Source organism: Adhaeribacter sp. (assembly GCF_057359045.1).
This window is the reverse complement of sequence record NZ_JBMQUD010000108.1, coordinates 56800-78134: the sequence shown is the minus strand read 5'-3', so window position 1 is coordinate 78134 and position 21335 is coordinate 56800. Positions and strand designations below refer to the sequence as shown.

General features: G+C 45.8%; 22 protein-coding genes. 4 read left to right on the top strand and 18 right to left on the bottom strand.

Going from position 1 to position 21335, the window contains the following annotated elements; translation table 11 throughout:
- The 8 genes from ACO1R6_RS16475 to ACO1R6_RS16440 form a co-directional block, all read right to left on the bottom strand.
- On the bottom strand, nt 1–355 hold a 355-nt coding region (locus ACO1R6_RS16475), incomplete at its 3' end, for a histidine phosphatase family protein (protein WP_486266083.1).
- Complete coding sequence (locus tag ACO1R6_RS16470; protein WP_486266082.1) at nt 348–1808, bottom strand: FGGY-family carbohydrate kinase; 1461 nt, start codon at nt 1806–1808, stop codon at nt 348–350. The genes ACO1R6_RS16470 and ACO1R6_RS16475, both read right to left, overlap by 8 nt.
- Nucleotides 1805–3265 (bottom strand): FGGY-family carbohydrate kinase, encoded by a 1461-nt coding sequence (locus ACO1R6_RS16465; RefSeq protein WP_486266081.1) that lies wholly within the window; start codon nt 3263–3265, stop codon nt 1805–1807. The genes ACO1R6_RS16470 and ACO1R6_RS16465 overlap by 4 nt, the downstream gene beginning before the upstream one ends.
- A 23-nt stretch (nt 3266–3288) precedes the next feature.
- Complete coding sequence (locus ACO1R6_RS16460) at nt 3289–4290, bottom strand: 2-hydroxyacid dehydrogenase (RefSeq protein WP_486266079.1); 1002 nt, start codon at nt 4288–4290, stop codon at nt 3289–3291.
- Nucleotides 4291–4371: 81 nt separating this feature from the next.
- Nucleotides 4372–5673 carry an MFS transporter gene (locus tag ACO1R6_RS16455; protein ID WP_486266078.1) on the bottom strand — a complete coding sequence of 434 codons (1302 nt, stop codon included), beginning with the start codon at nt 5671–5673 and terminating at the stop codon, nt 4372–4374.
- Nucleotides 5674–5951: 278 nt separating this feature from the next.
- Complete coding sequence (locus ACO1R6_RS16450) at nt 5952–7295, bottom strand: alkaline phosphatase family protein (RefSeq protein ID WP_486266077.1); 1344 nt, start codon at nt 7293–7295, stop codon at nt 5952–5954.
- Between the two features lie 310 nt (nt 7296–7605).
- Nucleotides 7606–9342, bottom strand: coding sequence for a RagB/SusD family nutrient uptake outer membrane protein (locus ACO1R6_RS16445; RefSeq protein ID WP_486266076.1), 1737 nt, complete (start codon nt 9340–9342; stop codon nt 7606–7608).
- An 11-nt stretch (nt 9343–9353) separates the two neighbouring features.
- Entirely contained in the window at nt 9354–12677 is a 3324-nt protein-coding gene (locus tag ACO1R6_RS16440) for a SusC/RagA family TonB-linked outer membrane protein (RefSeq protein ID WP_486266075.1), read from the bottom strand.
- A 378-nt stretch (nt 12678–13055) separates the two neighbouring features.
- On the opposite strand from ACO1R6_RS16440, the gene ACO1R6_RS16435 reads away from it, so the two are divergent.
- Nucleotides 13056–13823, top strand: coding sequence for a DeoR/GlpR family DNA-binding transcription regulator (locus ACO1R6_RS16435; RefSeq protein ID WP_486266074.1), 768 nt, complete (start codon nt 13056–13058; stop codon nt 13821–13823).
- A 359-nt stretch (nt 13824–14182) separates the two neighbouring features.
- Here the strand turns inward: ACO1R6_RS16435 and ACO1R6_RS16430 are convergent, their stop codons facing one another.
- Nucleotides 14183–14524: a hypothetical protein gene (locus ACO1R6_RS16430; RefSeq protein WP_486266072.1), complete on the bottom strand. Its 342-nt coding sequence runs from the start codon at nt 14522–14524 to the stop codon at nt 14183–14185.
- A gap of 104 nt (nt 14525–14628) precedes the next feature.
- Between ACO1R6_RS16430 and ACO1R6_RS16425 the strand changes: the two genes are divergently transcribed.
- The 3 genes from ACO1R6_RS16425 to ACO1R6_RS16415 are packed head-to-tail and all read left to right on the top strand — an operon-like array spanning nt 14629 to nt 15301.
- Nucleotides 14629–14850: a hypothetical protein gene (locus ACO1R6_RS16425; protein WP_486266070.1), complete on the top strand. Its 222-nt coding sequence runs from the start codon at nt 14629–14631 to the stop codon at nt 14848–14850.
- A complete protein-coding gene (locus tag ACO1R6_RS16420) occupies nt 14843–15124 on the top strand; it encodes a hypothetical protein (RefSeq protein WP_486266069.1) in 282 nt (93 codons plus the stop codon). Before ACO1R6_RS16425 ends, ACO1R6_RS16420 begins: the two co-directional genes overlap by 8 nt.
- Nucleotides 15125–15301 carry a hypothetical protein gene (locus ACO1R6_RS16415; protein WP_486266067.1) on the top strand — a complete coding sequence of 59 codons (177 nt, stop codon included), beginning with the start codon at nt 15125–15127 and terminating at the stop codon, nt 15299–15301.
- Nucleotides 15302–15352: 51 nt separating this feature from the next.
- On the opposite strand, the gene ACO1R6_RS16410 is transcribed toward ACO1R6_RS16415, so the two are convergent.
- The 9 genes from ACO1R6_RS16410 to ACO1R6_RS16370 form a co-directional block, all read right to left on the bottom strand.
- Nucleotides 15353–15529 carry a hypothetical protein gene (locus tag ACO1R6_RS16410; RefSeq protein ID WP_486266066.1) on the bottom strand — a complete coding sequence of 59 codons (177 nt, stop codon included), beginning with the start codon at nt 15527–15529 and terminating at the stop codon, nt 15353–15355.
- A 121-nt stretch (nt 15530–15650) separates the two neighbouring features.
- Nucleotides 15651–16010 carry a hypothetical protein gene (locus ACO1R6_RS16405; protein WP_486266065.1) on the bottom strand — a complete coding sequence of 120 codons (360 nt, stop codon included), beginning with the start codon at nt 16008–16010 and terminating at the stop codon, nt 15651–15653.
- Nucleotides 16007–16522 (bottom strand): hypothetical protein, encoded by a 516-nt coding sequence (locus ACO1R6_RS16400; protein WP_486266064.1) that lies wholly within the window; start codon nt 16520–16522, stop codon nt 16007–16009. The genes ACO1R6_RS16405 and ACO1R6_RS16400 overlap by 4 nt, the downstream gene beginning before the upstream one ends.
- Complete coding sequence (locus tag ACO1R6_RS16395) at nt 16519–16806, bottom strand: ubiquitination-like system serine protease family protein (RefSeq protein WP_486266063.1); 288 nt, start codon at nt 16804–16806, stop codon at nt 16519–16521. Before ACO1R6_RS16395 ends, ACO1R6_RS16400 begins: the two co-directional genes overlap by 4 nt.
- A gap of 5 nt (nt 16807–16811) precedes the next feature.
- On the bottom strand, nt 16812–17012 hold the full coding sequence (locus ACO1R6_RS16390; RefSeq protein ID WP_486266061.1) for a hypothetical protein: 201 nt from the start codon (nt 17010–17012) through the stop codon (nt 16812–16814).
- A 68-nt stretch (nt 17013–17080) separates the two neighbouring features.
- Entirely contained in the window at nt 17081–17692 is a 612-nt protein-coding gene (locus ACO1R6_RS16385; protein WP_486266060.1) for a glycoside hydrolase family 19 protein, read from the bottom strand.
- Complete coding sequence (locus ACO1R6_RS16380) at nt 17689–18186, bottom strand: hypothetical protein (RefSeq protein WP_486266059.1); 498 nt, start codon at nt 18184–18186, stop codon at nt 17689–17691. Before ACO1R6_RS16380 ends, ACO1R6_RS16385 begins: the two co-directional genes overlap by 4 nt.
- A complete protein-coding gene (locus tag ACO1R6_RS16375) occupies nt 18183–18590 on the bottom strand; it encodes a hypothetical protein (protein WP_486266058.1) in 408 nt (135 codons plus the stop codon). The genes ACO1R6_RS16380 and ACO1R6_RS16375 overlap by 4 nt, the downstream gene beginning before the upstream one ends.
- Entirely contained in the window at nt 18587–21223 is a 2637-nt protein-coding gene (locus tag ACO1R6_RS16370; RefSeq protein WP_486266056.1) for a right-handed parallel beta-helix repeat-containing protein, read from the bottom strand. Before ACO1R6_RS16370 ends, ACO1R6_RS16375 begins: the two co-directional genes overlap by 4 nt.
- Between the last annotated feature and the right edge of the window lie 112 nt (nt 21224–21335).

Below are 21335 nucleotides of genomic sequence, written 5' to 3'. Positions count from 1 at the left end.
CGGTTCCGCCCGCGCGGGTATTGGCCGGATCTTCGCACCAGTTTTGCCAAAGTTGTTCGTTTTCCGGAATAAATACCTCTTTGGCTTTACTTTCCCACTGACCAAAATCAGCTTCTATTAAGCGGTCGTCGGTTTTTACATCGGGGCGGCCACTCGCAATTTGCGCGGTACGAAAAGCTCTTTCCAGCGGCGAGGCATATACCGCATCAAACGGAATATTTTTTAATTGTTCGGCCGCTAACTGCGCTTGCTGCAAACCTGTTTCGGTTAACGGTAAATCGGTGCGGCCGCAGTAACGGTTGCCATCGGCGTTCCAGGCCGTTTGCCCGTGCCGCAATAAATAAATGTTAAGCATATTGATAATCTTTCTGAATATAGCCCTTTTCCTGCAAGGTCCGAATAAATTCCTGGTAACCGGCTTCGTAGCGGGTGCTTAAGGCCGGATTCGGCTGAAATTCTTTCTCGGTATGCGTAAGGGCTTGGGTAGCTTCTATAATGGATTTAAAATGGGTTTTGGAGGCCGCCAGAATGGCCGCACCTACAGCCCCGGTTACATGCCGCATTTTGTAAATTGGCCGGTTGAGTACATTGCTCCGGATCGTCAGCCAGGTATCGGAATTGCTGGCGCCGCCGGCCGTATACACCGCTTTTACTTTTTCGCCGGATAATCTCTCGATCAGCTCAAAGGCGTAGCGCTCAATGTAAGCAACTCCTTCCAAGTTGGCTACAAAACGTTGCGCCGGAGTTAAACCGGCGGGCTCAAAACCGCGGGCCTGCGGCGAAATAAACGGAAAGCGCTCTCCCTCTTGCCGCAACGGGTAAGCCATATAACCCGACGGAATCAGTTGGGCGGCCTGTTCGTTCAGTTCGGCTAAATCAACTTTAAATTCCCGGGTTATCCAATCGGCGCCGGTATTGCTGGCACCACCGGGCATCCAGAATCCTTCGGGGTGCCGGTGGCTGTAAAGCCGGTCTGCGGGGTCTTTTACTTCGGTGCGGGTTACGCCTTTTACCACTAAGGTTGTGCCAATGGTGGTATTCCAATCGCCGAGGTTAACGGCCCCCGAGGCAATTTGCGAGGCGCAGCCGTCGGTCATGCCGGCAACTATTTGTACCTGCGGGCTTAAACCCCAATCTGCGGCTAAATCTGGTGCTAAATGCCCAATGGGCGTACCCGAAGGCACCACCTCGGGCAGCCATTCTTTTTTTAAGGGCAGGTGTTCGTAAATATAAGCGGGCCAGTAGCCTTCGCTTACATCATAACCCGATTTTAAGGCATTGGTGTAATCCGTAACCCCCCAGTTTTCGCTCAGTTTACCAATAATATAATCGGTGGCATGAATCCATTTGTGCAGCCGTTGCGCTTTGTCGGGATGTTGCTGCCCGAACCAGACCATTTTGGATAAGCCGCTGGAAGCGTTAAAGCCGGTATAGCCCTGCGGATGACTTTGCTGCGCGACTTGTTTACACAGCCGTCCTTGTTCCGCCGAGCGGTTATCGGAGTACATAATAGCCGGGTGCAACGGATTATTATCTGCATCCAGCGGAATAACGGTACCGGAAGTAGACGTAACCGAAATGGCTTTAATATCGGTTAAGGCAATTTGCCCATTAGCTTCTTTCAATAATGCTTTTACCGACCGTTGGGTAGCGGCCCACCACTCCTGCGGCGATTGTTCTTCGCGCGATTTTTCGTTTAAGGCAAAAGCTTCTTCCTGGCTGCCCACTACGTGGCCGGTTACATCCAGCAAAACCACCCGGGCACCTTGTGTCCCGATGTCGATGCCTAAAAAATAAGGTTCCTTCATGCTACTTCCTCCAGGCACATTTGTTTAAAGGTGGCGCGGTTCTTTTTCCATTCGGCGTACAACTGCTGGTCGCGGGCATTTACCTGGGGTTCTACCACGGTTACCGGTACCTCGGCCTGCTCAGCAGCACCCAAAGCTTCGTTGCAAATAATAACCCCACCCACTACCGACGATTGCTGGTAATTAGCGCGCACCATCACTTTCTTCTGCAACAGGTTAGAGATAAATTGCCGCAACAACGGGCTCTGAAAACCACCGCCACAGGCCCAAACATAATCTTTTTCGTGCGCTTCAATGTCGCAGAGGGTGCTGTAATTTTCTTTGATGCTGCAGGCAATATCCCACAAAGTAGCCCACACAAAATGTGCACGGGTTAATAAATGGGAAACCGGGGCCGGGAAAATAAAACCACCTTTGGTAATCGGGGCTTTTTCGTCGGCTACCAGCGAGCCCAGCGACGCCACGCATTGCAGCTGCGTCAGCGCCGAAAGCTCCTGTTCAATAACCGCGTAACTTTCGTTGGGGTAAAATATTTCTTTCAGGCGCTGGTAATTGAGGCCCGTTACGCCCGCGTTGGTTTCCAGAATAAAGCTATCGGCATCGGTGTGGCGGTTGGTCCACGAGCGTTCCTGCGGATCGATGACGTAATGATTCGCTAGTTTGATAATGGGCGTAGTGGTACCCGATACGATTACCACATCGTCGAGCGCGGGTTCCGTGCCCAAAACAGCCAATTGGGTATCGGCCCCGCCGATAATGACTACGGCTGCCGGCGAAATATTTAAGGCACTGGCTTGTTCGGGCAAAATATTCCCCAAAATGGTACCGGCATTTCCTAATTCCGGTAGGTTGGCCGGGTTAATATCAAAAATAAAACCTAACTCCGGCGACCATTGCTTTTGGGCTACATCGTACAGCAAGGTTTCGGAAGCTTGTGAGTGCTCATACCGGGCCACGCCGCTTAACATGTATTGCGCCCAATCGCTGATACTCACAAAAGTGGCAAACTGCTCCCATATTTCGGGGCGCCGCTCCCGGATGCCCACCAGTTTTAAAGCCGAAAACAGCGAGGTAGGATAACGGCCGGTTAAAGTATAAATATTACTTTTATCGGTCATGATACTTTCCCACTCCCGGCCGCGGTGGTCAATATTGGGTAAGCCAATCAGCGAGTTGCCGTTCTGGCCGATTAATACAATTCCTTCGCGCTGGCTGGTAGCGGTTAAGGCTTTTATTACTACGCCGGGTACCTGTTGTAAAGCCGTTTGGGCCAGGTTGGTAATAATACCCCACAACTCATTCGGGTCGAAATAAATAGATTCTGGATAATTATCGTCTTTGTGGTACGGCATATTTGCCCGTTCCACGCTTAATATTTCGCCGCTGGTTGCCGCTACCGCCACCCGCACATTTCCGGTGCCAATATCAATAATAATGTATGCTTCTTGTGCCGCCATTTCTTAACTATTTACAGGGAGGTTTAGCTTTTAACCGCCAATATTTCTTTGTTGGCCAGTTGTTTAATATTCCGGTTCTGGTCGGTGAACCAGCTTTTTAAGGCATCGTTCATGATAAAAGCATGGTGGTCTTCTACCTCAAAAGTAGCCCCGGCAATATGCGGCGTGGCCAACACGTTGGGCCGGTGAATAATTTTGTAATCGGTGGCATCGGGCGGTTCGTGGTCGAATACATCCAGAATAGCCCCTCGTATTTGATTATTTTCCAAGGCATCGAGTAAATCTTCGCGGTTTACCACCACGGCCCGGGCCGTATTTACAAAAACAGTGTCTTGCTTCATCCGCGAAATCAACGTTTTATCGATCATGCCTTTGGTTTGTTCGGTTACCGGCAAATGTATGGAGACAATATCGCTGGTTTCGAAAATATCTTCGAGCGTAGTTTTCTTATAAGCCGAATCGGCCTGCTTTACATAAGGATCGTAAAACTGAATGGGGCAAGGAAAACTTTTCACCATTTCGGCGATGCGTTGCCCAATAGCGCCAAACCCAACCATACCAATGGTGCGGCCGGCCAGTTCGTTGCCTTTAAATTGCAAGTAAGAGGTATGCGCACCGGCTTCCCAGTTTTCGCCGGCCAGCCACTCGCAACCCGCAATGGTATTGCGTAAAAACGTAATTACATTGGCCACAAACATTTCGGCTACGGCCTGGGCATTGCGCGCGGGCGTATGGAAAACCGGAATATCGTACTCAGTGGCTTTTTCGACGGCTACGTTGGAGGGCGTGCCGCGGCACACGCCAATAAATCTTAAGTCCGGGAATATTTCTATTACTTCGGCCGTAACGTTATCGTGTTCGGTTATTAAAGCATCGGCCTGGGTTTCTTTTAACAAAGAAATTAATTCTTCGGCGTTATAAGCCCGTCCGTGGGGTTTCCAGGGGCGGTAAATAATTTCGCCAAACGTTTGGGCCAACACCGCTTGCGCTTTCTCGTGATAGGGCGCCGTAATTAAAATTCTCATGGTAATCTTGTTTAGGTGAGATAAAACAATCTGGAGAGAATAAACGCTACTCGTTTACCTCCCAGGAAAAATTTATAAATATTAACGGGTACTTAGTTGTTCCACCGGCCGGCTGGCTACGTCGGCTTTTATGTGGTGGGCGGTTTTGGCATTATCGGGCAGGGTAATAAATTTGGTAAGAATGGCACTGAGTAAATAAAGACCGGCTAAAATCCAAACCACGCCTTCGTTTCCGACTAAGCCAATAAATACGCCCACAATGGCTGGGCCCAGGAAAACCGGCAAACCAGCGCCCAGGTTTAAGATTGCCATGGCCGCACCTTTGTCTTTCGAAACCAAAGACGGTACCAACGCCGACAATGGTACGTAACCCGCCAGCAAAGCACCCCATAAAACCCCGGCCATTAACACTACCCAGAAATTATCGCCAACCAATTGCGGGGTGTAAAAGAATAATAACGTAGACAAAGCACAGCCTACGCCACCAAACCACATAACGGTATTGCGCCAGCCCATCTGGTCGCCGACAAAGCCAAATATTAAATTAAAAGCAATATTGGCGGTAAAAATAGTACCCCAAATTTGCAGCCACTCGGTAGTAGAAAAGCCGTGGGCCGCCATGTAAGTAGGTAAAAAAACCGGGAAAGCAAACTGAGCCGTGGTATTAATTACCCGCACCAGACCGCCCAACAAAACTTTGGGTTCTTCTTTTACAATGGTTAAACCTTTCATTAATTCCTGGGCTTTGGCCCCCGGATTGGTGTTGCTGGGTTTAAATTTATCGCGGTTTAAAACCAGCGCAAAAAAGCCGCCCACCAAAACCCAGAAGATAGAGCTCCACATGGTATTGATATAGCCTAAGTGCTGAATGGCCCAACTGGAATAATAAGCACCCAGTACGTTTAAACCGCCCGTAAACACAAACCAGAACCAACCCACGGCCCGGCCCAATTTCTGTTGCGGACTGCGGTAGGTAATCCAAACCAGGAAAGAATAGGCAAATAAGGGATAACCAAAGCCCCGCAGCGCGTACGTCAACAACATTACCGGGAAGTTCAGGTCGGTCATGCCGTAAGCCACAAAACCAATGGTGCCCATAATGTACAGGATTAAACCCATCAGCATGGTTTTCTTGGCGCCGTAGCCTTCGGCCAACACGCCCGAAAACCAGGAAGAAATAGCAATGGTAATGCCGTAAACGGTAAACAACGAAGCCGACTGCTGCATAGACATGCCGTGCTCTAATAAGTAAGGGCTCAGCCAGCCTTGCTCCAGGCCATCGCCCATCATAAAAATTAAAATACCTAAATATCCCCAGCCCAGCTGCCCCGGAATGCCAACTTTTTCCAGCAGGGAATTTCCTGAATTTGTTTCTGTACGCATGTTAGTCTCTTGTTATGATTTTATTATTGGTGGTAGATTCTTTTAGTTAAAACTCGGTTTTGCGGAGGCTTGTATTCTTATTATTTAGCACGAAGTTGACAAGTACAATCAGGCTCCCGCTCATTACTGTTTAGGTTTTAAATAAGGCAACAAGTGGGCTGATATCAGGTGTAAAATCTTGCCTTAATAGCATTAGGTTTAACAATCCTTTTAAAAGTAAACAATATTAAACTTAATTAAACATTATTTAACTTATATTCTAATAAATGAAACACGGTTTACTTTACTAATAGCCCCGGATAAACCATGCCGTCGGCCGATTTAAATTCTAATCCGAGTAAACGGGCAATGATAGGCGCCACATCAATCATCTCCATTTCTTTAATAAATGCGCCTTTTTTAAATCCGGCTCCCATGCCAATAAAACCGGTCTGGATTTCGGGGAAGTTGGGGAAATAACCGTGGTTGCCCCCGGAGCTAGGCCGGAATACTTCGCCGGTGCTGGCCCGGCCAAAAGTAATACCGGGTGTGGCGGCCAAAGCCAATACCACATTGGGGTCGGCGCTGGCTTTCGCTAACTCAGCCCCTTCTATTACTTTAAATAATTTCTGCTGACTTTCGGGTAAAGCCGCCAATATTTGCCGGACCCGGTTAAGCGTTTTTTTATCTTTGGCATCTTTTAAATATAAAAACGCCGAACCACCCGCCGGCTGAAACTGCGCCTGCCACTCGTCTTTTTTAATGTCTTTGAGTAAACCGGCCTGCGCCAGCCAAATATTAGGCTGAATAGCGGTGTGCCCATCTACAAAGCCATGGTCGCCGGTAACAATAATGGCGGTTTGGTTTTTAATGCCGGCTTTATCTACTGCTTCTATAATGGTCCGAATAGCCCGGTCGGCACCCGCCACGGCCCTTCTTACTTGTTCGCCGTCACGGCCCTCAGCGTGTTCGGCGTGGTCTACTACGGGCAAATGCACGGTGGTAAAGTTGGGCTGGTACTTCCGGATTAAATAAGCGGCCATGCGGGCCACGTTATCATCCATTACCAGGTAATCTTTATCCATGTTAAAATCGTTAGCCTCTAATTTACCGGTGGCATTTAATTCAATTTCCTGCCATAAACCAGCGGGCGTAGCATGTTTGCTTGTTTCTTCGCGTCTATCGGGTTGGGAGCCCACTTTCCAGATGTCCGGAATATTATAGTCGATGGGGGCGCCGGCGGTTACCGGCCACAAAACCGAAGCCGACTTTAAACCGGCCTTCCGGACGGCATCGTATATAGTAGGGCTTTTAATGGCATTGTAATGCCAGTACCAGCGGCCAGTGGGGCCGGTGGGCTCAAACGGATCGTTGTAATAAATACCGTGTTTGGCGGCCTTCACGCCGGTTACCAGGGTAGTATGCGACGGAAATGTTACGGTTGGAAAAATGCCGTTTACCCCTTTGGCGTGTACGCCATTTTCCAGGAGGTATTGCAGGTTTACGGCTCCCCAGGATTTATCCAGGTAAAAATCGGGCCGGAAACCATCGATGGTAATTAAAATAACGTGTTTAGCGGCTTGCGCCCAACTGGTTACCGAAAAAGATAGGACAGCTAAAAGCGTTAATAAAATATGTTTCATAGAATAACTTTTTAGGATAGTACTGCGCAATGTTTAATGGACAAAGCACCCGAATATTGCCGGTAAACCAGTCTCTACTTCCACCCAAACAAGCGAGTATCTGGTAAACCCGCGCCAACCGGGGCTTTGCACCATTAATTTAAAGGCAATTAACTTGTTTTAAGTTAATCAGAAAAACCTTTCTCTTATATTTCTCTTTAATTTTATTAAAAAAACTTAAATTTTATTTAAAAAAGTTTGTTTTCGCTCACTTCGGCTTAAAAACAGTTCCGGATCCGGGCATTAAACCGGATCGGGCATTTCAATTAGCTTAATTCCAGCCCGGATTCTGGGCTAAGTTGGGATTCAGCACAATTTCATTAAAAGGCACCGGATGGTAATATTTAAAATCTTCGTACTTTTTCTCGATGTTGATGAGCCAGATTAAATTGCCTTTGGTGCCTTCGGTTAACCGCGATTGCTTATTATCAACCAAAAAATAATATACACCCGGCGTTTTAGCCGTAGGAATGGTGGTTACAAACGCGACGTCTTTTTTGCCGTCTTCATTCAGGTCGTACTCCACGTTCATGGCCGGCACGTACAAGCCTTTGTATTCCATTTCTAATAATTTACCGGCCCGCCAGCGTTTTAAATCATCGTACCGGAAACCTTCCATAATCAGCTCCAGGCCTCTTTCGCGCCTGATTTCCAGTAATACCGGGTCCGAAATATTTGGGAAATAATTTTGCTGCAGGTACGGGTCGGCGGTGGTTGGCAAAGGCGCATTATCAATACCGGCTCTTTCGCGCAATAATTTTATGGTAGTATTCCAGTCGGCGGCGGTAAAGGTGCCTAATTCGGCTTTGGCTTCGGCGTAGTTAAGCAATACTTCGGCGTAGCGAATAATAGGTAAAGAGTTAAAATTTTCGGCCACGCCGTCAGTAGCTTTGGCATCCAATACTAATTTAATGGGCTGATACCCGGTAAAAGTATAGGTAAAATCGGGCGGCGCGGCGGCACCATCGCGCTTGTAATTACCCAACCTGATGGTTTGCTGCAGGCGCAAATCGCGGTTTTTTACTTCTTCTGTAAAAGGTATCTGGTTAAAATTAGCTTCGTCGGTAAAGCGGCTACCGTCTTTTTTCAGGTAAGTATTTACCAACGTTTTATTTAAACTTAAACGGTCGCCGTAAGTAGCGCTGGTGTAGTACCAGTTGGCATCGTTAAATACCCGCAACGCTTTGTTGTTTACCGCCGAGATAATTACTTCGTCGGCAATGGGGTTTTCGCTGATAAATAAATTGCGGTAGCTTAAATCTAAGGAGCCGGCTTTATTTAGTCTATACTGGTTACTTTTCATTACTTCTTCGGCAGCTTTGGCGGCTTCGGTCAGCCATTTATCGGCGGTGCCGCCTAAGTTTAAGTCGGTGTGGTATTTCCGGAAAGTACCCTCAAACAAGCAAACCCGCGATTTAAAGGCTAACGCTACCCATTTGGTAACTTGTGACGCGGTATTATCTTTGGCCGAGCGAATATTCTGGCAGGCAAAATCCAAATCGGCGAGTACATTATCCATTACCAGCGTGCGCGAATCGCGGCCTTTGTACAAATCGGGGTCGCTTACATCCATGCTTTTGTCGTACCAGGGCACATCGCCAAAGCGTTTTACCATGTTAAAATAAAACATAGCCCGGAAAAAGCGCGCCAGACCGGCATAATGGTTCTTGGCTTCGTCGGTAATTTTAGCTTGCTGGTAGTGCTCTAAAAAATAATTCACGTTGCGCAAATCGCCCCAGCTCCAGCCCGATGCCATAGAAGAGGTAAAAGAATTAGGTACGATATAATTATTGGGCGCCTTGCCTACCAGGTAATCGCTCATGGCATCGCCCCGCACTATTTCGTTGCCGGTGGGCAGAATGGTGTAAAATGAATTGGCGTAGAGTTGCAAATCTTTTTCGGTGTTAAATGCATTTTCCGGCGATAATTTATCCAGCGGTTTTAAATCCAGATCGTCTTTACACCCGAAAAAAGAAGTTATTAGCAGAATATATAATATTTTTTTCATGATGATTTCTCTTAAAAAGTAACATTTAAGCCCAACGTGAAGGTTTTGAGCATGGGGTAAGACATACCGTTACCGGAACCGGCGCTTAGTTCAGGGTCGGCGCCTTCAATCACTTCGGGGTCCATGGTCTTAATATTTTTATACATCGGCGAATACACCCACAAGTTCTGGCCCGTAAAGAATATTTTGGCGTTAGCCATTTTTACTTTGGAAATTAGTTGCTGCGGCAAGTTGTACCCGAAGGTTAAATTTTTAAGCCGCACATAGGCCACGTTTTGTAAATATTTAGAGGAAGGCAGCACCAGTTCGGAACGGGCATTCAGGCCCACGTAGCCCCGCAGGCGCGGGAAGTATGCATCCGGATTTTCCGGCGACCACATATTATCTATAACATCCTGCGGCATCCAGCTATAAGGCCGGTTGTAAGGCCCCCAAATGAGCGAATTATCAGTGCCGGGCCAGAAATCTCTTTTGCCTACGCCCTGCAAGAAAGCCGACAAGAAAAAGTTGTTCCACTCGGCACCGGTGTTAAAGCCAAACTGGTAGCGGGGCAAAGAATTGCCAATTACTTTTTGGTCGCCTGGGTCATCCAGCGTGCTCTTGCCAATGCCAATTACGCCATCGCCGTTTAAATCTTTAAACTTAATATCGCCGGGCAATAATTTATTGGCGGCCGCTACCCTAATGTAACTCTGGTCGGCGTGTTCGGCAATATCGGCTTCGTCTTTAAAATAACCATCGGTTTCAAAGCCCCAGATATCGCCCAGGCGCATGCCTTTGTAGTAAGTGGTTATTAAGCCCTGCGGATTATTAAATTTGGTGATGTGCGAAACGTTGTCGGAAAGAATAAACCGGAGATTATACCGGAAAGGCTTGGCCGTGGCAATTTCATCGTTCCAGCCCAGCGATAATTCCCAGCCTTTGGTTTCAAGGTCGGCAAAATTACCTTTGGGCACCGAGGCGCCAAATACCGCCGGCAGCGGCAAGCCCACGGTAAACATATTGGTGGTAGAGCGGGTGTACCAGTCAAAAGAAGCCGTCAGGCGGTTATTCAGCAAGCCCAGGTCGGTACCAAAATTAACCGAAGTAGATTTTTCCCAGGTAAGGCCCGCCGGAATTACGTTGGGTTTCTGGGTGTAATCGGGCCGGATGCCGTTAATAACCATGTTTAATTTAGTTACCGACATGGTTTCGAGGAACTGGTACGGCGAAATATTACCGTTGCCCAGGCTACCGTACGAGGCCCGCACTTTAAACTCCGGTACCACCGGGCTTAATTTTTGCCAGAAAGGTTCTTCGGAAACGCGCCAGCCGGCCGAGGTAGAAGGGAAAAAGCCAAACTGCTGGTTAACCGGGAATTTAGAGGTACCGTCGTAACGGCCATTCACTTCTAACAAATATTTATCGGCGTAATCGTAGTTAGCCCGGAAAAAGCCGCCCATAATGGCCCACTCGCTACCACCGCCCCGTAACGTAAAGTTTAACCCGTTCATCAGCGAAAAATCGGGTAAGGCTGGGTTTAACAAGCCATCTCTTTCGGTGTAGCGGCTCCGCAGGCTGGAACTTTCGTAATTATAACCTACCAGGCCTTTGAGGTTATGCTGGCCAAAGCTTTGGGTATATTCGGTAAAAATATTCGTAGCCAGGTAATTCGTTTTATCATCCGACTCATTCATTTTGCTTTCGCCGCGCTCCAGCATTACGCCTGGCTTTTTGCTGTACGGCACCGGCGTATACAGGCGGGTTTCTACATCGTTGGTCCGCTGAAAAGTAAAGTCGCCGGAAACCCGTAATTTTTTATCCAGGAAACTGGCCACAAAGCGCGATGTATTCCGGATTTGGTAACGGGTTTGGTCGGAGTGATTATTACCCGAAATAAAGCTGCCAAAAACAATAGAGCCATTTTCAGTAATGGTGCCGTCGGGGTTCCGGAGCATGGCAATCGGGAAAGCCTCGTCGGAAATGCGCCGCCAAACCGGGGTGTTAGATGGGTGGTTCAGGATTGGCATAAAGTACGACATCTGGCTAAAAGAAATATCGTTTTCTACGCGCAGCCAGTCGAAAGCCTGCACCGAACCCCGCGCCCGCAGGTTGTACATTTTATAACTATCGGGGTTGTACCGGAAAATACCGCCCTGGTTCATGGCCCGGCCCGAAATAAAATAATCGGATTTTTTACCGCTGCCCGACAAACTCACCGAATGTTCCTGCGAAGCTGTTTTGTCGGCGTATAATTCTTTCATCCAGTCGGTGCTGCCGTAGTACACATATTCTCCGGTGGTGGGGTTTATGTCTACTTTGGGCAACGATGGGTCAGCGGATCTTTTCTTCAGTTCGTCTAAATAATCGAGCGAGAACGGGAAAACACTGTTGGCCTTTTGCGGGTGCTGGTTGTAATCGAACCAGGAGAAATAAGCATCGTCGAAGTTTTTGGCCCAGGTATAGCCATCGGTAACAAATTTGGGCCGGATGGTGTGTTGGTTTAAAGAAAAATTGCTGGAATACGAAACCTGGGTTTTGTCTTGAACCGGTTTTTTGGTGGTAATTAAAATAACGCCAAAAGTACCCCGGGCACCGTAAATAGCCGCCGAAGCCGCATCTTTCAGCACCGAGACACTTTCCACGTCGTTCGGGTTAAGCAAATTAGGATCGCCGGGCACCCCGTCTATTAATATCAAAGCACTACCACCGGCCCCAATAGAAGTAGCCCCCCGCACGTTGTATTCGGCGCTCCGGGTAGGTTTGCCATCGGTCATCCGGATGTTTAAGTTTGGAATTACCCCTTGCAAACCGCGGGTCAGGTTGGTAAGCGGCCGGTTTTCCAGCACTTCGCTGCCCACCTGGTCTACCGCCCCGGTTAGGTTTACTTTTTTCTGGGTACCGTAGCCCACTACAATTACCTCTTCCAGCGATTTGGCATCCGGCGTTAAGTTTACCTGCAATTGGGTAGCATTGCCTATGGCTACTTCTTTCGTTACATACCCGATGTAGGAAAAAACCAGCGTTCCTTTTCCGTCGGGTACTTCTAACGAAAAATTTCCAGCAACGTCGGAAGTAGCACCAATAGTAGTACCTTTTAATACTATTGTAACCCCAATCAATGGTTCTCCTTCGCCGGAAGTAACTTTACCTTTAATGGGCACGTTGGCCAGGGCCACTGGTTTAGTTTTAAAATGCAGCGTGGCTTTCTCATTTTTATTTACTATACTGGTCCGGGAAAGCGCCGTGCTAGCCGGGCTGGCGTAAAGCATTTCGGACAGGCCGAAAATAGCAATTCCGGATAAGAGGCTAACGCGCAGCGCCTTTATTCGGTAACCATGGTAACTTTTTTTCATTTTCATTGTTTTTTGTGGTGTAATAAGAATAAGAAACAACAGTTTTATTCTTGTATATATGTATTTAGCTGTTCCGGTATTGCGCTTTGCCTACCTAAAACCTTAGTCATTTGGGTTATAACAGGTTTAAATATTCTTTTAACAAATAAAGTAATTTAAACCAAATTAAACCAAAACAAACACCTATTTTAAAGCTTATGAAAGTGAAAAATACACTTTTTAAAACTATTATTAACTTTTATTGCATATTTTAAAGCAATAAAGATTCTTGATTAAACTTAAAGCAAAAATAATTGAAATAATTTTAAAGGTTTGTTAAGTTTGTATTAAGCCTACCAAGACTTATTAACTTAAGGTTAAGCCTCAGAGCAATCTTGTATGAAAAATATTACCGACAGACATCAACTGATTTTACAGAAACTACAGGAAGACGGGCGGGTCAATATCCAGGAACTAAGCGATTTAATGGAAGTTTCGGGCGTTACCATTCGCAAAGACCTCAAATTATTAGAAGATAAAAACCTTTTGTTCCGGACGCGGGGAGGCGGCTCTATCAGTAACCCGTACACCAACGAAAAACCCATTGACGAAAAGGAACTGATAAATGCCGACGAAAAACAAAAAATTGCGAAAGCCGCCTTATCGTTAATCGGGCAAAACGACTCTATTATTATTGGGTCGGGCACTACCGTTTTTCAGTTGGCCCGTTGCCTGTACCCCAGCAAACACCTGACGGTTATAACTCCGGCCGTTAAAGTTACCCTGGAGCTCTGCAACCGGCCCAATATAGAAATATTGCAGCTAGGCGGTTTAATCCGGACAAATTCGTCTTCGGTAGCGGGTGCTTTTGCCGAGCAAATATTAAATAGTATTTCCTGCGGCATTTTATTTTTGGGGGTAGACGGTATTGACCTCGATTTTGGCCTTTCTATTACCAATTTAACCGAAGCTACCTTAAACCAGCGCATGATAGAATCGGCGCAAGTAGTGGCCGTACTGGCCGATAGCTCTAAATTTGGCCGGCGCGGCTTGGGCCGGGTTTGCAGCCTCGAACAGGTACAATATATTGTAACGGATAGTGGGGTACCGGCCAGCACCGTAGAAACCCTGGAAGAAAGAGGCATTAAAGTAATTATTGCCAGGTAAATTATTCAAATTAAGAATTTACTAGCATTGGTAAGTTCAAAGTGTGATTTTTAAATGGTAATTATTGCAAATAGCTTGAATATTTAAGCTGCTCTTTAGAAATAGAAAAAAGGTCAAAAAAAAAACACCAACCCTAAATTATAAGGCTGGTGTTTTAAATTTCCGTGGAGCTGCAGGGAACCGCACTAACGCCACTAAGTCATTGTAAATCAGGAGCAATAAAAATACGTGTTACGCAAAATGTTACGAACACTCGTGTTTTTTCCTCTAAAAACGAAAAAAGCGACACCAGAAGCGCCGCCCTTTATTCATTAAAAATGATGAAGTAAAGATAGGCATTTTATCCGGAACAGATTTATTTAAGTCTGCTGGATATTTATTTTCCCAGTCCTAAAAATGATGATGAATGCCGGCTGTTCTAAAGCGGCCAAAACACTCTGCCAAGATTCTTCAACTGTTAGCAGATGGTGGCCTTTGCCCAGGTGGTAATTATACCAACGGTCGCTGCCGTGGCCCAGCATCTGGTATTCCCAACTTAGCCATTCCTTTTTCTGCATGCCGTGGACCTTCCCCGGCTCGCCTTTGTAAAGCACCATGCCCGGGTTAGCCGTGGCTCGCTCTTTATAGGGTTTATATTCCTGGTAGTCTTTAAAGCCAAGTATTTGGATTTCGCCGTAGCGGGTGAGGTTTAACTTGAGCATGGCGCAAAAATAATTTAAAAATATATACTGAATTTCTTGTAATGTAACGTAACATTACATATCTTTACAACGTTAAAGAAATACAAACAGCAAAGAAAAAAGCTATGAAAACAACATATACCATAAGTTTTTATGATGAGGAAGAAATAGTAGGGATAAATTTCCCAGATGAATTTGAGAACTTGGAAGAAGTTAAAAAATGGGTTGACAATGAAAAACTACCCTATTCTGTGCTACATATAAGTGAATGGGATGATGAAGAAAATTGCAATCCGCTCGGGAACTTGGATAGTATATTATATGAGAAAGGATTACTAAATGAATAAGGTATTAAAACTATACAACGGAAGGGGGCAAGGCACCGGAGAGTATAAAAGAGGTTGCGTATATATCGCCGCCTATTCTCAAAAACAAGCGGCAGAAATGATATGCAAAGCCTTTAATACTTATGTAACCTTAAATGAAATTCAAAATTATTTTCATTTTGGCTCTTGGGGCGACCCAATGAAAAACATAATTCCAGAAAACCCCTGTATTTATGCTTCTAAGACTTATAAAGACAAACCCGAATTAATTCTATCTTTGGATAAAGAAAAATAAATGAAAGAACCCGAAATTAACCTAAACGGATGGGTAACAGTAAAGACCTTGGCAGATAGGTTAGGTAAAAATACTACTTATGTGTCTGCTAATATTGCCCGTAAAAGAATACCGTTCAGAGAAATAGTAGAGCTAAATAATTTAAAACTGGTTCCCGGAGATTGGAAGCCTACTTAATAAAAAAGCCCAACCATCCGGCAGGGCTTTAGTTAACTATTTGCACACAAACTATTTCAACTTCCGATAAATGTCGTAAGTACCCTTGGCTACTGCTGCGGCTATAGCCGTGCCAATAATCCAGCCCCGGCGGCGTTTCTTCGCCCGGTCAGCTTTCCATAACCTTTCGTTATTCTGCGCAATGGTTTTCCATTGTTGGGCTTCCGAGGCGAAAGAGTTGGCCTTCATGGTTTCACCAGCGGTTCGCTGATTAGCTACCTTTATGGCTGTTTCTAAGCTGTCAATCGTTTTTTTATTGCCTGACAACCGTTCCGCCCAAATGTCTTTTGTGCGTAGTTCCTCAATCGCGTTATCTAACCAGATTTTTTTGACGGTAACGTTTTGAGAAAAACTGGTCATACTCTGCATCAGTAGTATAAACAGGAATATGGCGTACTTCATCTTCTCTTTTTTTATAAGTTTCTTCTTTAATTTTCTGTTGCCGGTTAAAGGCGGCCAAGGAATCGGCCCGGGCCCTTAGCTTTATCGAATCCTGCTGCCATTGTCGGCGCTTTTCTTGTTCGGCTTTAATCGTTTGTGCGGCCGCCTTATTTTCCTGTTTTATCTCGCGCCGGGATGTGGTTTCATGTGCATCGAAAAAGCCGACAAGCTTCAACAGTATAAGCAAAGCAAAAACAGCTAAGACCACGTAAATTTGATGGATTTTCATTGATTTAAATTTTTCACTTCTATTTGTATGTCGTGCGGGGCCTTTCTTTTGCCGCCAAAATAAGGGTAGTTCAACCACCCGCACTTAGGCTCTAAAAGCGTATATTCTTCTATGGTTTGGGCTACTTGCTCCCCAAAAACACTTAGCATTACTACCCGATTAATCGCATCATGCTCTAGGATAAATTTAAATTCTTCGTCCAGATTGGGCAGCAAGATGCGCTTGCTCATGCGAGGCTCTTTTATTTCGCTTCGGTCGTGCTGGTAGATGCCCACCTCTATTTTGGCTTGGTTTTCCACACTTGGTCGCCAACACCAGCGAATGGAATTATTATCCGAGAGCAGGCCATACGTCCACCCCATACCCTTATTCCATTGGTAATAATCGAAGTCCGATTCATACAGACAAGACTTATCGAATTTAACCAACCAGGTTTGCCGTGTCCGGCCAAAGTGCATGCCGAATCTTCGCGGCCGGCTGTAGTGTTCGCCTTTGGGAATGGTGTAAATCATAGTTCAGGCAGTTCTACAGTTTGCCCTGCTAACTCGTGGGTACAATCAGACAAAAACTGAATGTTGCCATCTGTTACAAAAGAGTGGCAAATATGTTGAAGCATTTCTTCACCATAAAAATACCTTACACGAATGCTCGGTGAAAATGTAGGCTTATCAGGGTTGCCATTATAGGTCCATTGCGGGCTTTGGTTGCCCGCTGTTTGCACTTTATGGCTGCTTTTGCACCCCGGACATTCAAAAATCAATGAACCTGGTTCGTTCTCTATCGGAAGTAATTTCATAAAGTTTATTTATTAAGTAGTTTTTTCCCTGCCTCAATTATCAGAAACAAGGCGGCCGCAATGGCATAAGGAATGACTAATAATTCTAACAAGGTTGCCCAAGGGCGTTCATCAAAACCGGTCTTTTCCGGAGCCAAAGCAATACCCAGGATAACAATTGCCAGCCAGACAATGGCCCACACAAATACAGGTGTATAGTTTTTCATCTTCTATTTATTATTGAAAGGATCTTTTTTGATTGCTCTAAACTTAATTTCAAACTTGCCGGAGTTTCTCATAACAGAATCATTCCTTCGTAAAATTTGTGCGCTATGGCCGCTATTTGTGCGGCTTTATCCTGACCATTTACTATCCATCGAGCACCTAAATAATCGGTATTGGTAGGCGTGATATAGTTTTCTAATTTTCTCCCGGTGTACCAGCCTTTCTTCATACCATCAACCAGCAGCAGCGCTGCTACGGGCCTTTGTAAAGCTAAATCAGGGTCGTTCACCAAGTCAATTCCGTAAATCTCCCCTATCCGGCGGTAGTTGTCTTCTAAAGTAATTTGTATCCAGCCCCGGCCGTAGTAGGAAAGTCCTTTGCGGTTCGGAAGACCGTAATTCCTTTTAATTTTTCCAGCTTTTAACAACCGCGTTACGTGTGCTACAGCTTCGGCATTTGTTTTTGCGTAACCTTCTCGTATGGGTAGCCAATCCGGATTATGCTTGGCACTATAACTCTCCCAATAAGCGGTAGCGAGTATGTATGCTATTTGCCGGTAATCGTAAACCTGCCGCTCTCTACAGGTTTGGAGTATTTCATTAACCGTATCGACAACGCCTTGCCTTAATTTACCACCAAAGAGGCTGTGCCTTATGGAATCAAAAAAGGCCTGGCTATTCATTCTTTAGCGGTTAAAACAAAGTCTGCTGAAGTTGCTTGGGCTTTGGCCTTTTTTGCCGCCGGGCACTCTTCCGGCTTCTCTTCTTTATTGGCCACAAGTGGCGTTAAAGGAATACCGTTTCCGTCCGCTTGCTTGCGGGCAAAAAACTGGCCGGCAATAGTAAAAACAGAGCCGGTCAAGGCTAGTCCGAAAAGTAAAAGCTTGGTTTCAAAGGGCACTTTGTCGAAATGAAAAACAAAATTTGGCCTTATCTCTAAATGCACAAAATCGTTTAAGCAGGCGGCGTAAGCCAACGTATAGGCCCCCCACATCATTAGCCTTTTTTGTGACCAACGATTGGTAGCATGATTGCGTGATGTATCCCAAGCTATCTGCTTTAGCGTTTTATAGCCTTCGCCGAAAAAGAAGTTGGCAATTATTCCAAGCACAACAATAGCAAGCATATAGGGCATCCAGGGGCCTATGTAAACTAAATAGATTTCTTTGGCGCTCATGGTTCGTCTTGTCTTCTTTTTACATCATCCACATCCCGCCGCATATATTTCATTTCAATAGCGATTTCCTGCAATGTGGTCTTTAATTCTCCAAAAGTTGTATTCAGGGCTTCGGACTGCCTTTGCCGGTCTTGGGCCGCTTCTTTGAAATAAGTGGTTAGCTTATTATCAATAATGGTATCAATGGTTTTGATTGTCGCAACAACAGAGCTGTATTCGATTAAATCCTTTGCCCTTCGTTCTTCGAGTTCATGCAACTTTTTATTTATTTCTAACATGTCGCCCTGTAATTCAGCAATTTTCAGCATTGCTTTTAACAGGTCGTTATTAACTTTTACAAAAAAGCCGAATATTGGAACTACTGCAATTTTCAGCACCCACGAGATTATATCTTCTAGTTTCAAACTCCCACCCTGTTCTTATAATATACTGTATCGGTAAACCCGGCTTTGCTTTCCTGCTCGGCGGTTCCTTTGGCAAATGTGCAATGCTCCATAATCATGTTTTTGGAACTATTAGGCGCGGTTACATTGCCGTTTAAATAAAACTCTTTGTCAATTGGGTTAATCGTTTCTATGCGACGGAAAACCACCCCCACCATGGCACTAGCTCCTACGGTAGGGCCTTTGCCCGGAACTGTTAAGTCTTGCCGGATTGAATAAGCGCAGTTTTCTATCCGGCAATTCAGGTAATACACGTTTATCAAAGGCTCTAAGCCTGGGTGTGCATCGTGCACCGGGTCGAAGTGCGTAGTTGTTATATTAGGTAAGCCGTACCGCAAATCTTTGGCGGTTAAACCATCTACCATACAGTTATAAGCACCACCATAAAACTGTACAGAGCTTTGCGCAGTAACGGCTTTGGGGTTGTTGGAGGCCGGATGCGGCCCAATGGCGGGCTTACCTTCGCAATAGGGATTATAAACCGCTACATTGTAGGTGTAGTGGCCAGCCACAAAATAAGATGTCTGGTCCGGCACCTCATCCCATGGCCGGTCTACGGTTATTTTATTGCCGCTTACGCTTTTAATTTCCCTAACCTGGCCAATGCCTTTGCCCCGGATAATTTTAACCAAGCCTACTTTTAAGCCTGATTCAATATTGTCAAACCCAATGGTCTGGTAGTTGTTCTCCTGGCTTACGGCGGTGCTGGCCGCTTTCGTAATTGGCCCTTCGTATAATATTTGTTCGCTGGAATTAGGGTCTACATTATCGCCTACAAACCAATTTTGTTTTGTATCCCATATCATGCGTACACCTAGTTTGTTGGCCCGGTAGCTTTCTATGTACTGGTTTCTGCTGGAACTGGACCCGTTATTACCTACATAGAACCTGCCCTTGCCCCAACCGGTTTTTGTATTATTAATGTCATAATCTTCGCAAACCGGGTTAAATATAGCTATGCCTTCGGCGCCGAATGAGTGCACCGGCTCCCCAGCATCGTCAGACACCCGCCACCGGCAATCATGCAAAAAGGTTTGGGTAGCCGCACCAATAAAATTATTCATGCCCGAAAAAGTGCATTTGGTAAAAGTGGTATTATCCGAGCCTTCTATATCTACCGGCGGCAATCCTGGGAAATGGAAGTGGCAATTTGTATAAGAGGTATTTTTATTACCCCGGATAAACATGCCTTTCGTCGTGATGTTTTGCTTGTTTTTATCAAAATCAACGTCTACAAACTCCACACCCGAAAGCGGGAAAATATCTATTACAAAGTAAGAACCGGCAAAACCTTCTTTGGCCCGGATAACCGTTTTGCCCGCTACGCCCTGTACCCTAAAATTGCCGCCGCCTAGTCTTTCCCATGTGGTTGAGATTTCCAAAGCTCGTGCCGGCAACTGAATAACCGAACCGTTGTTGTTATTTTTAGCGGTAGTAAAAGCTTTTTTAAGCGCCTCTAAATCGCTGAGATTTGCATCCAGGCTAATAACCGGCCCGGTATATTTGGTTTCGGCCACTACGGCAATATTTACCTGATTGGAAGCCCCGAAGCCATGATTGTTGTGGGCCTTAACCTGGTAGCTACCCGGTTTAACCGTGGCCGGAACGCGGTATTTAATACTGTATGGATTAACCGATAAAACTTCTGCTTTGATACTGCCCGGCTCCAGGGTAACTGTGGCATTATTGGTGCCGGCTTTTCTGTCCTGGGCCAGGTTACAACCGAATACATAGCCTTCCTGACCGGGGGTTAACCGTTCTTTGGCCCACCACAATTCAGATTTGTTTACATATACAGAATTGCTTTTGCCTACGGTGTCTTCGGCCCAAACTTGGTAAACGTCGTAAGGCAAAGCGGCCGGTATGGTTATGGTCGCTAACTGAGAATTTAATTTTTGGATAATGGCCTCTACCGGCTTGCCGGCTTCGGTTTTAACCCAAAACTTTTTTACGCCTGATAATTGACCATATATTACTAAGCTTTCGTCCGGACCAGCAATATTGCCGGCCGCGCTGATTATAACTTTAGAAATGGGTTCTTTTGGCTTCTCCGGAATAGGCTCCGGTTGCGGAATAGGCTTTGGTTGTTCAGGTTCAGGCTTGGGCTGCTCGGGTACAGGCTTAGTAAGGTCTGCAATCTGCTTCTGCAGTTTTAAAACTTCGTCGTTAGCTGTTTTTAACCCTAAGGTTAAAGCAGAAATCTTTTCTTGGTAGCCTTTTACCTCATCGTTTATTATCTGTATTGCGCCGTCTTTGGCTTTAATGGTTTGATTAAGGCCAGTAATAACCGCATCCTTAGCCCGTAAATCGGCTTCGGCCTTGGTTTGCGCGGCTTGTAAGTCAGCCTGGGCTTTATTCAGGGCATTGGTAGCAGCGGTAAGCTTAGTGTTTAACTCAGTAATCTGGGCATCTTTGTTATCCGGAACCGGATTGGGAGCCGGCGCAGGTGAGGCCGGGGCAGTTGCTCTTTCCCAGACCGAACCATTTTTAGGCGGTGCGGTTACATTGCCGGCTTTTTTCTTTTTCCACCAAGTGCCAGTTGGGTATTCGGTTAGTTCGCCAGCGGCATAATATCCAGGTTGAAAGAGTGCCATTTTATAAATATTTTAGATTAAAATACTGCTTGCCCGTTCCACAGCTAAAATGCTGTTATTCTTTACAATGCAAGTTAAGAACTTCGTAATAATACGAAATTATTAAGTATAA

Coding starts and splice junctions, on each gene's coding strand:
- ACO1R6_RS16470 (WP_486266082.1), bottom strand. CDS start 1,808: ATGAAGGAACCTTATTTTTTAGGCATCGACATCGGGACACAAGGTGCC.
- ACO1R6_RS16465 (WP_486266081.1), bottom strand. CDS start 3,265: ATGGCGGCACAAGAAGCATACATTATTATTGATATTGGCACCGGAAAT.
- ACO1R6_RS16460 (WP_486266079.1), bottom strand. CDS start 4,290: ATGAGAATTTTAATTACGGCGCCCTATCACGAGAAAGCGCAAGCGGTG.
- ACO1R6_RS16455 (WP_486266078.1), bottom strand. CDS start 5,673: ATGCGTACAGAAACAAATTCAGGAAATTCCCTGCTGGAAAAAGTTGGC.
- ACO1R6_RS16450 (WP_486266077.1), bottom strand. CDS start 7,295: ATGAAACATATTTTATTAACGCTTTTAGCTGTCCTATCTTTTTCGGTA.
- ACO1R6_RS16445 (WP_486266076.1), bottom strand. CDS start 9,342: ATGAAAAAAATATTATATATTCTGCTAATAACTTCTTTTTTCGGGTGT.
- ACO1R6_RS16440 (WP_486266075.1), bottom strand. CDS start 12,677: ATGAAAAAAAGTTACCATGGTTACCGAATAAAGGCGCTGCGCGTTAGC.
- ACO1R6_RS16435 (WP_486266074.1), top strand. CDS start 13,056: ATGAAAAATATTACCGACAGACATCAACTGATTTTACAGAAACTACAG.
- ACO1R6_RS16430 (WP_486266072.1), bottom strand. CDS start 14,524: ATGCTCAAGTTAAACCTCACCCGCTACGGCGAAATCCAAATACTTGGC.
- ACO1R6_RS16425 (WP_486266070.1), top strand. CDS start 14,629: ATGAAAACAACATATACCATAAGTTTTTATGATGAGGAAGAAATAGTA.
- ACO1R6_RS16420 (WP_486266069.1), top strand. CDS start 14,843: ATGAATAAGGTATTAAAACTATACAACGGAAGGGGGCAAGGCACCGGA.
- ACO1R6_RS16415 (WP_486266067.1), top strand. CDS start 15,125: ATGAAAGAACCCGAAATTAACCTAAACGGATGGGTAACAGTAAAGACC.
- ACO1R6_RS16410 (WP_486266066.1), bottom strand. CDS start 15,529: ATGAAGGCCAACTCTTTCGCCTCGGAAGCCCAACAATGGAAAACCATT.
- ACO1R6_RS16405 (WP_486266065.1), bottom strand. CDS start 16,010: ATGAAAATCCATCAAATTTACGTGGTCTTAGCTGTTTTTGCTTTGCTT.
- ACO1R6_RS16400 (WP_486266064.1), bottom strand. CDS start 16,522: ATGATTTACACCATTCCCAAAGGCGAACACTACAGCCGGCCGCGAAGA.
- ACO1R6_RS16395 (WP_486266063.1), bottom strand. CDS start 16,806: ATGAAATTACTTCCGATAGAGAACGAACCAGGTTCATTGATTTTTGAA.
- ACO1R6_RS16390 (WP_486266061.1), bottom strand. CDS start 17,012: ATGAAAAACTATACACCTGTATTTGTGTGGGCCATTGTCTGGCTGGCA.
- ACO1R6_RS16385 (WP_486266060.1), bottom strand. CDS start 17,692: ATGAATAGCCAGGCCTTTTTTGATTCCATAAGGCACAGCCTCTTTGGT.
- ACO1R6_RS16380 (WP_486266059.1), bottom strand. CDS start 18,186: ATGAGCGCCAAAGAAATCTATTTAGTTTACATAGGCCCCTGGATGCCC.
- ACO1R6_RS16370 (WP_486266056.1), bottom strand. CDS start 21,223: ATGGCACTCTTTCAACCTGGATATTATGCCGCTGGCGAACTAACCGAA.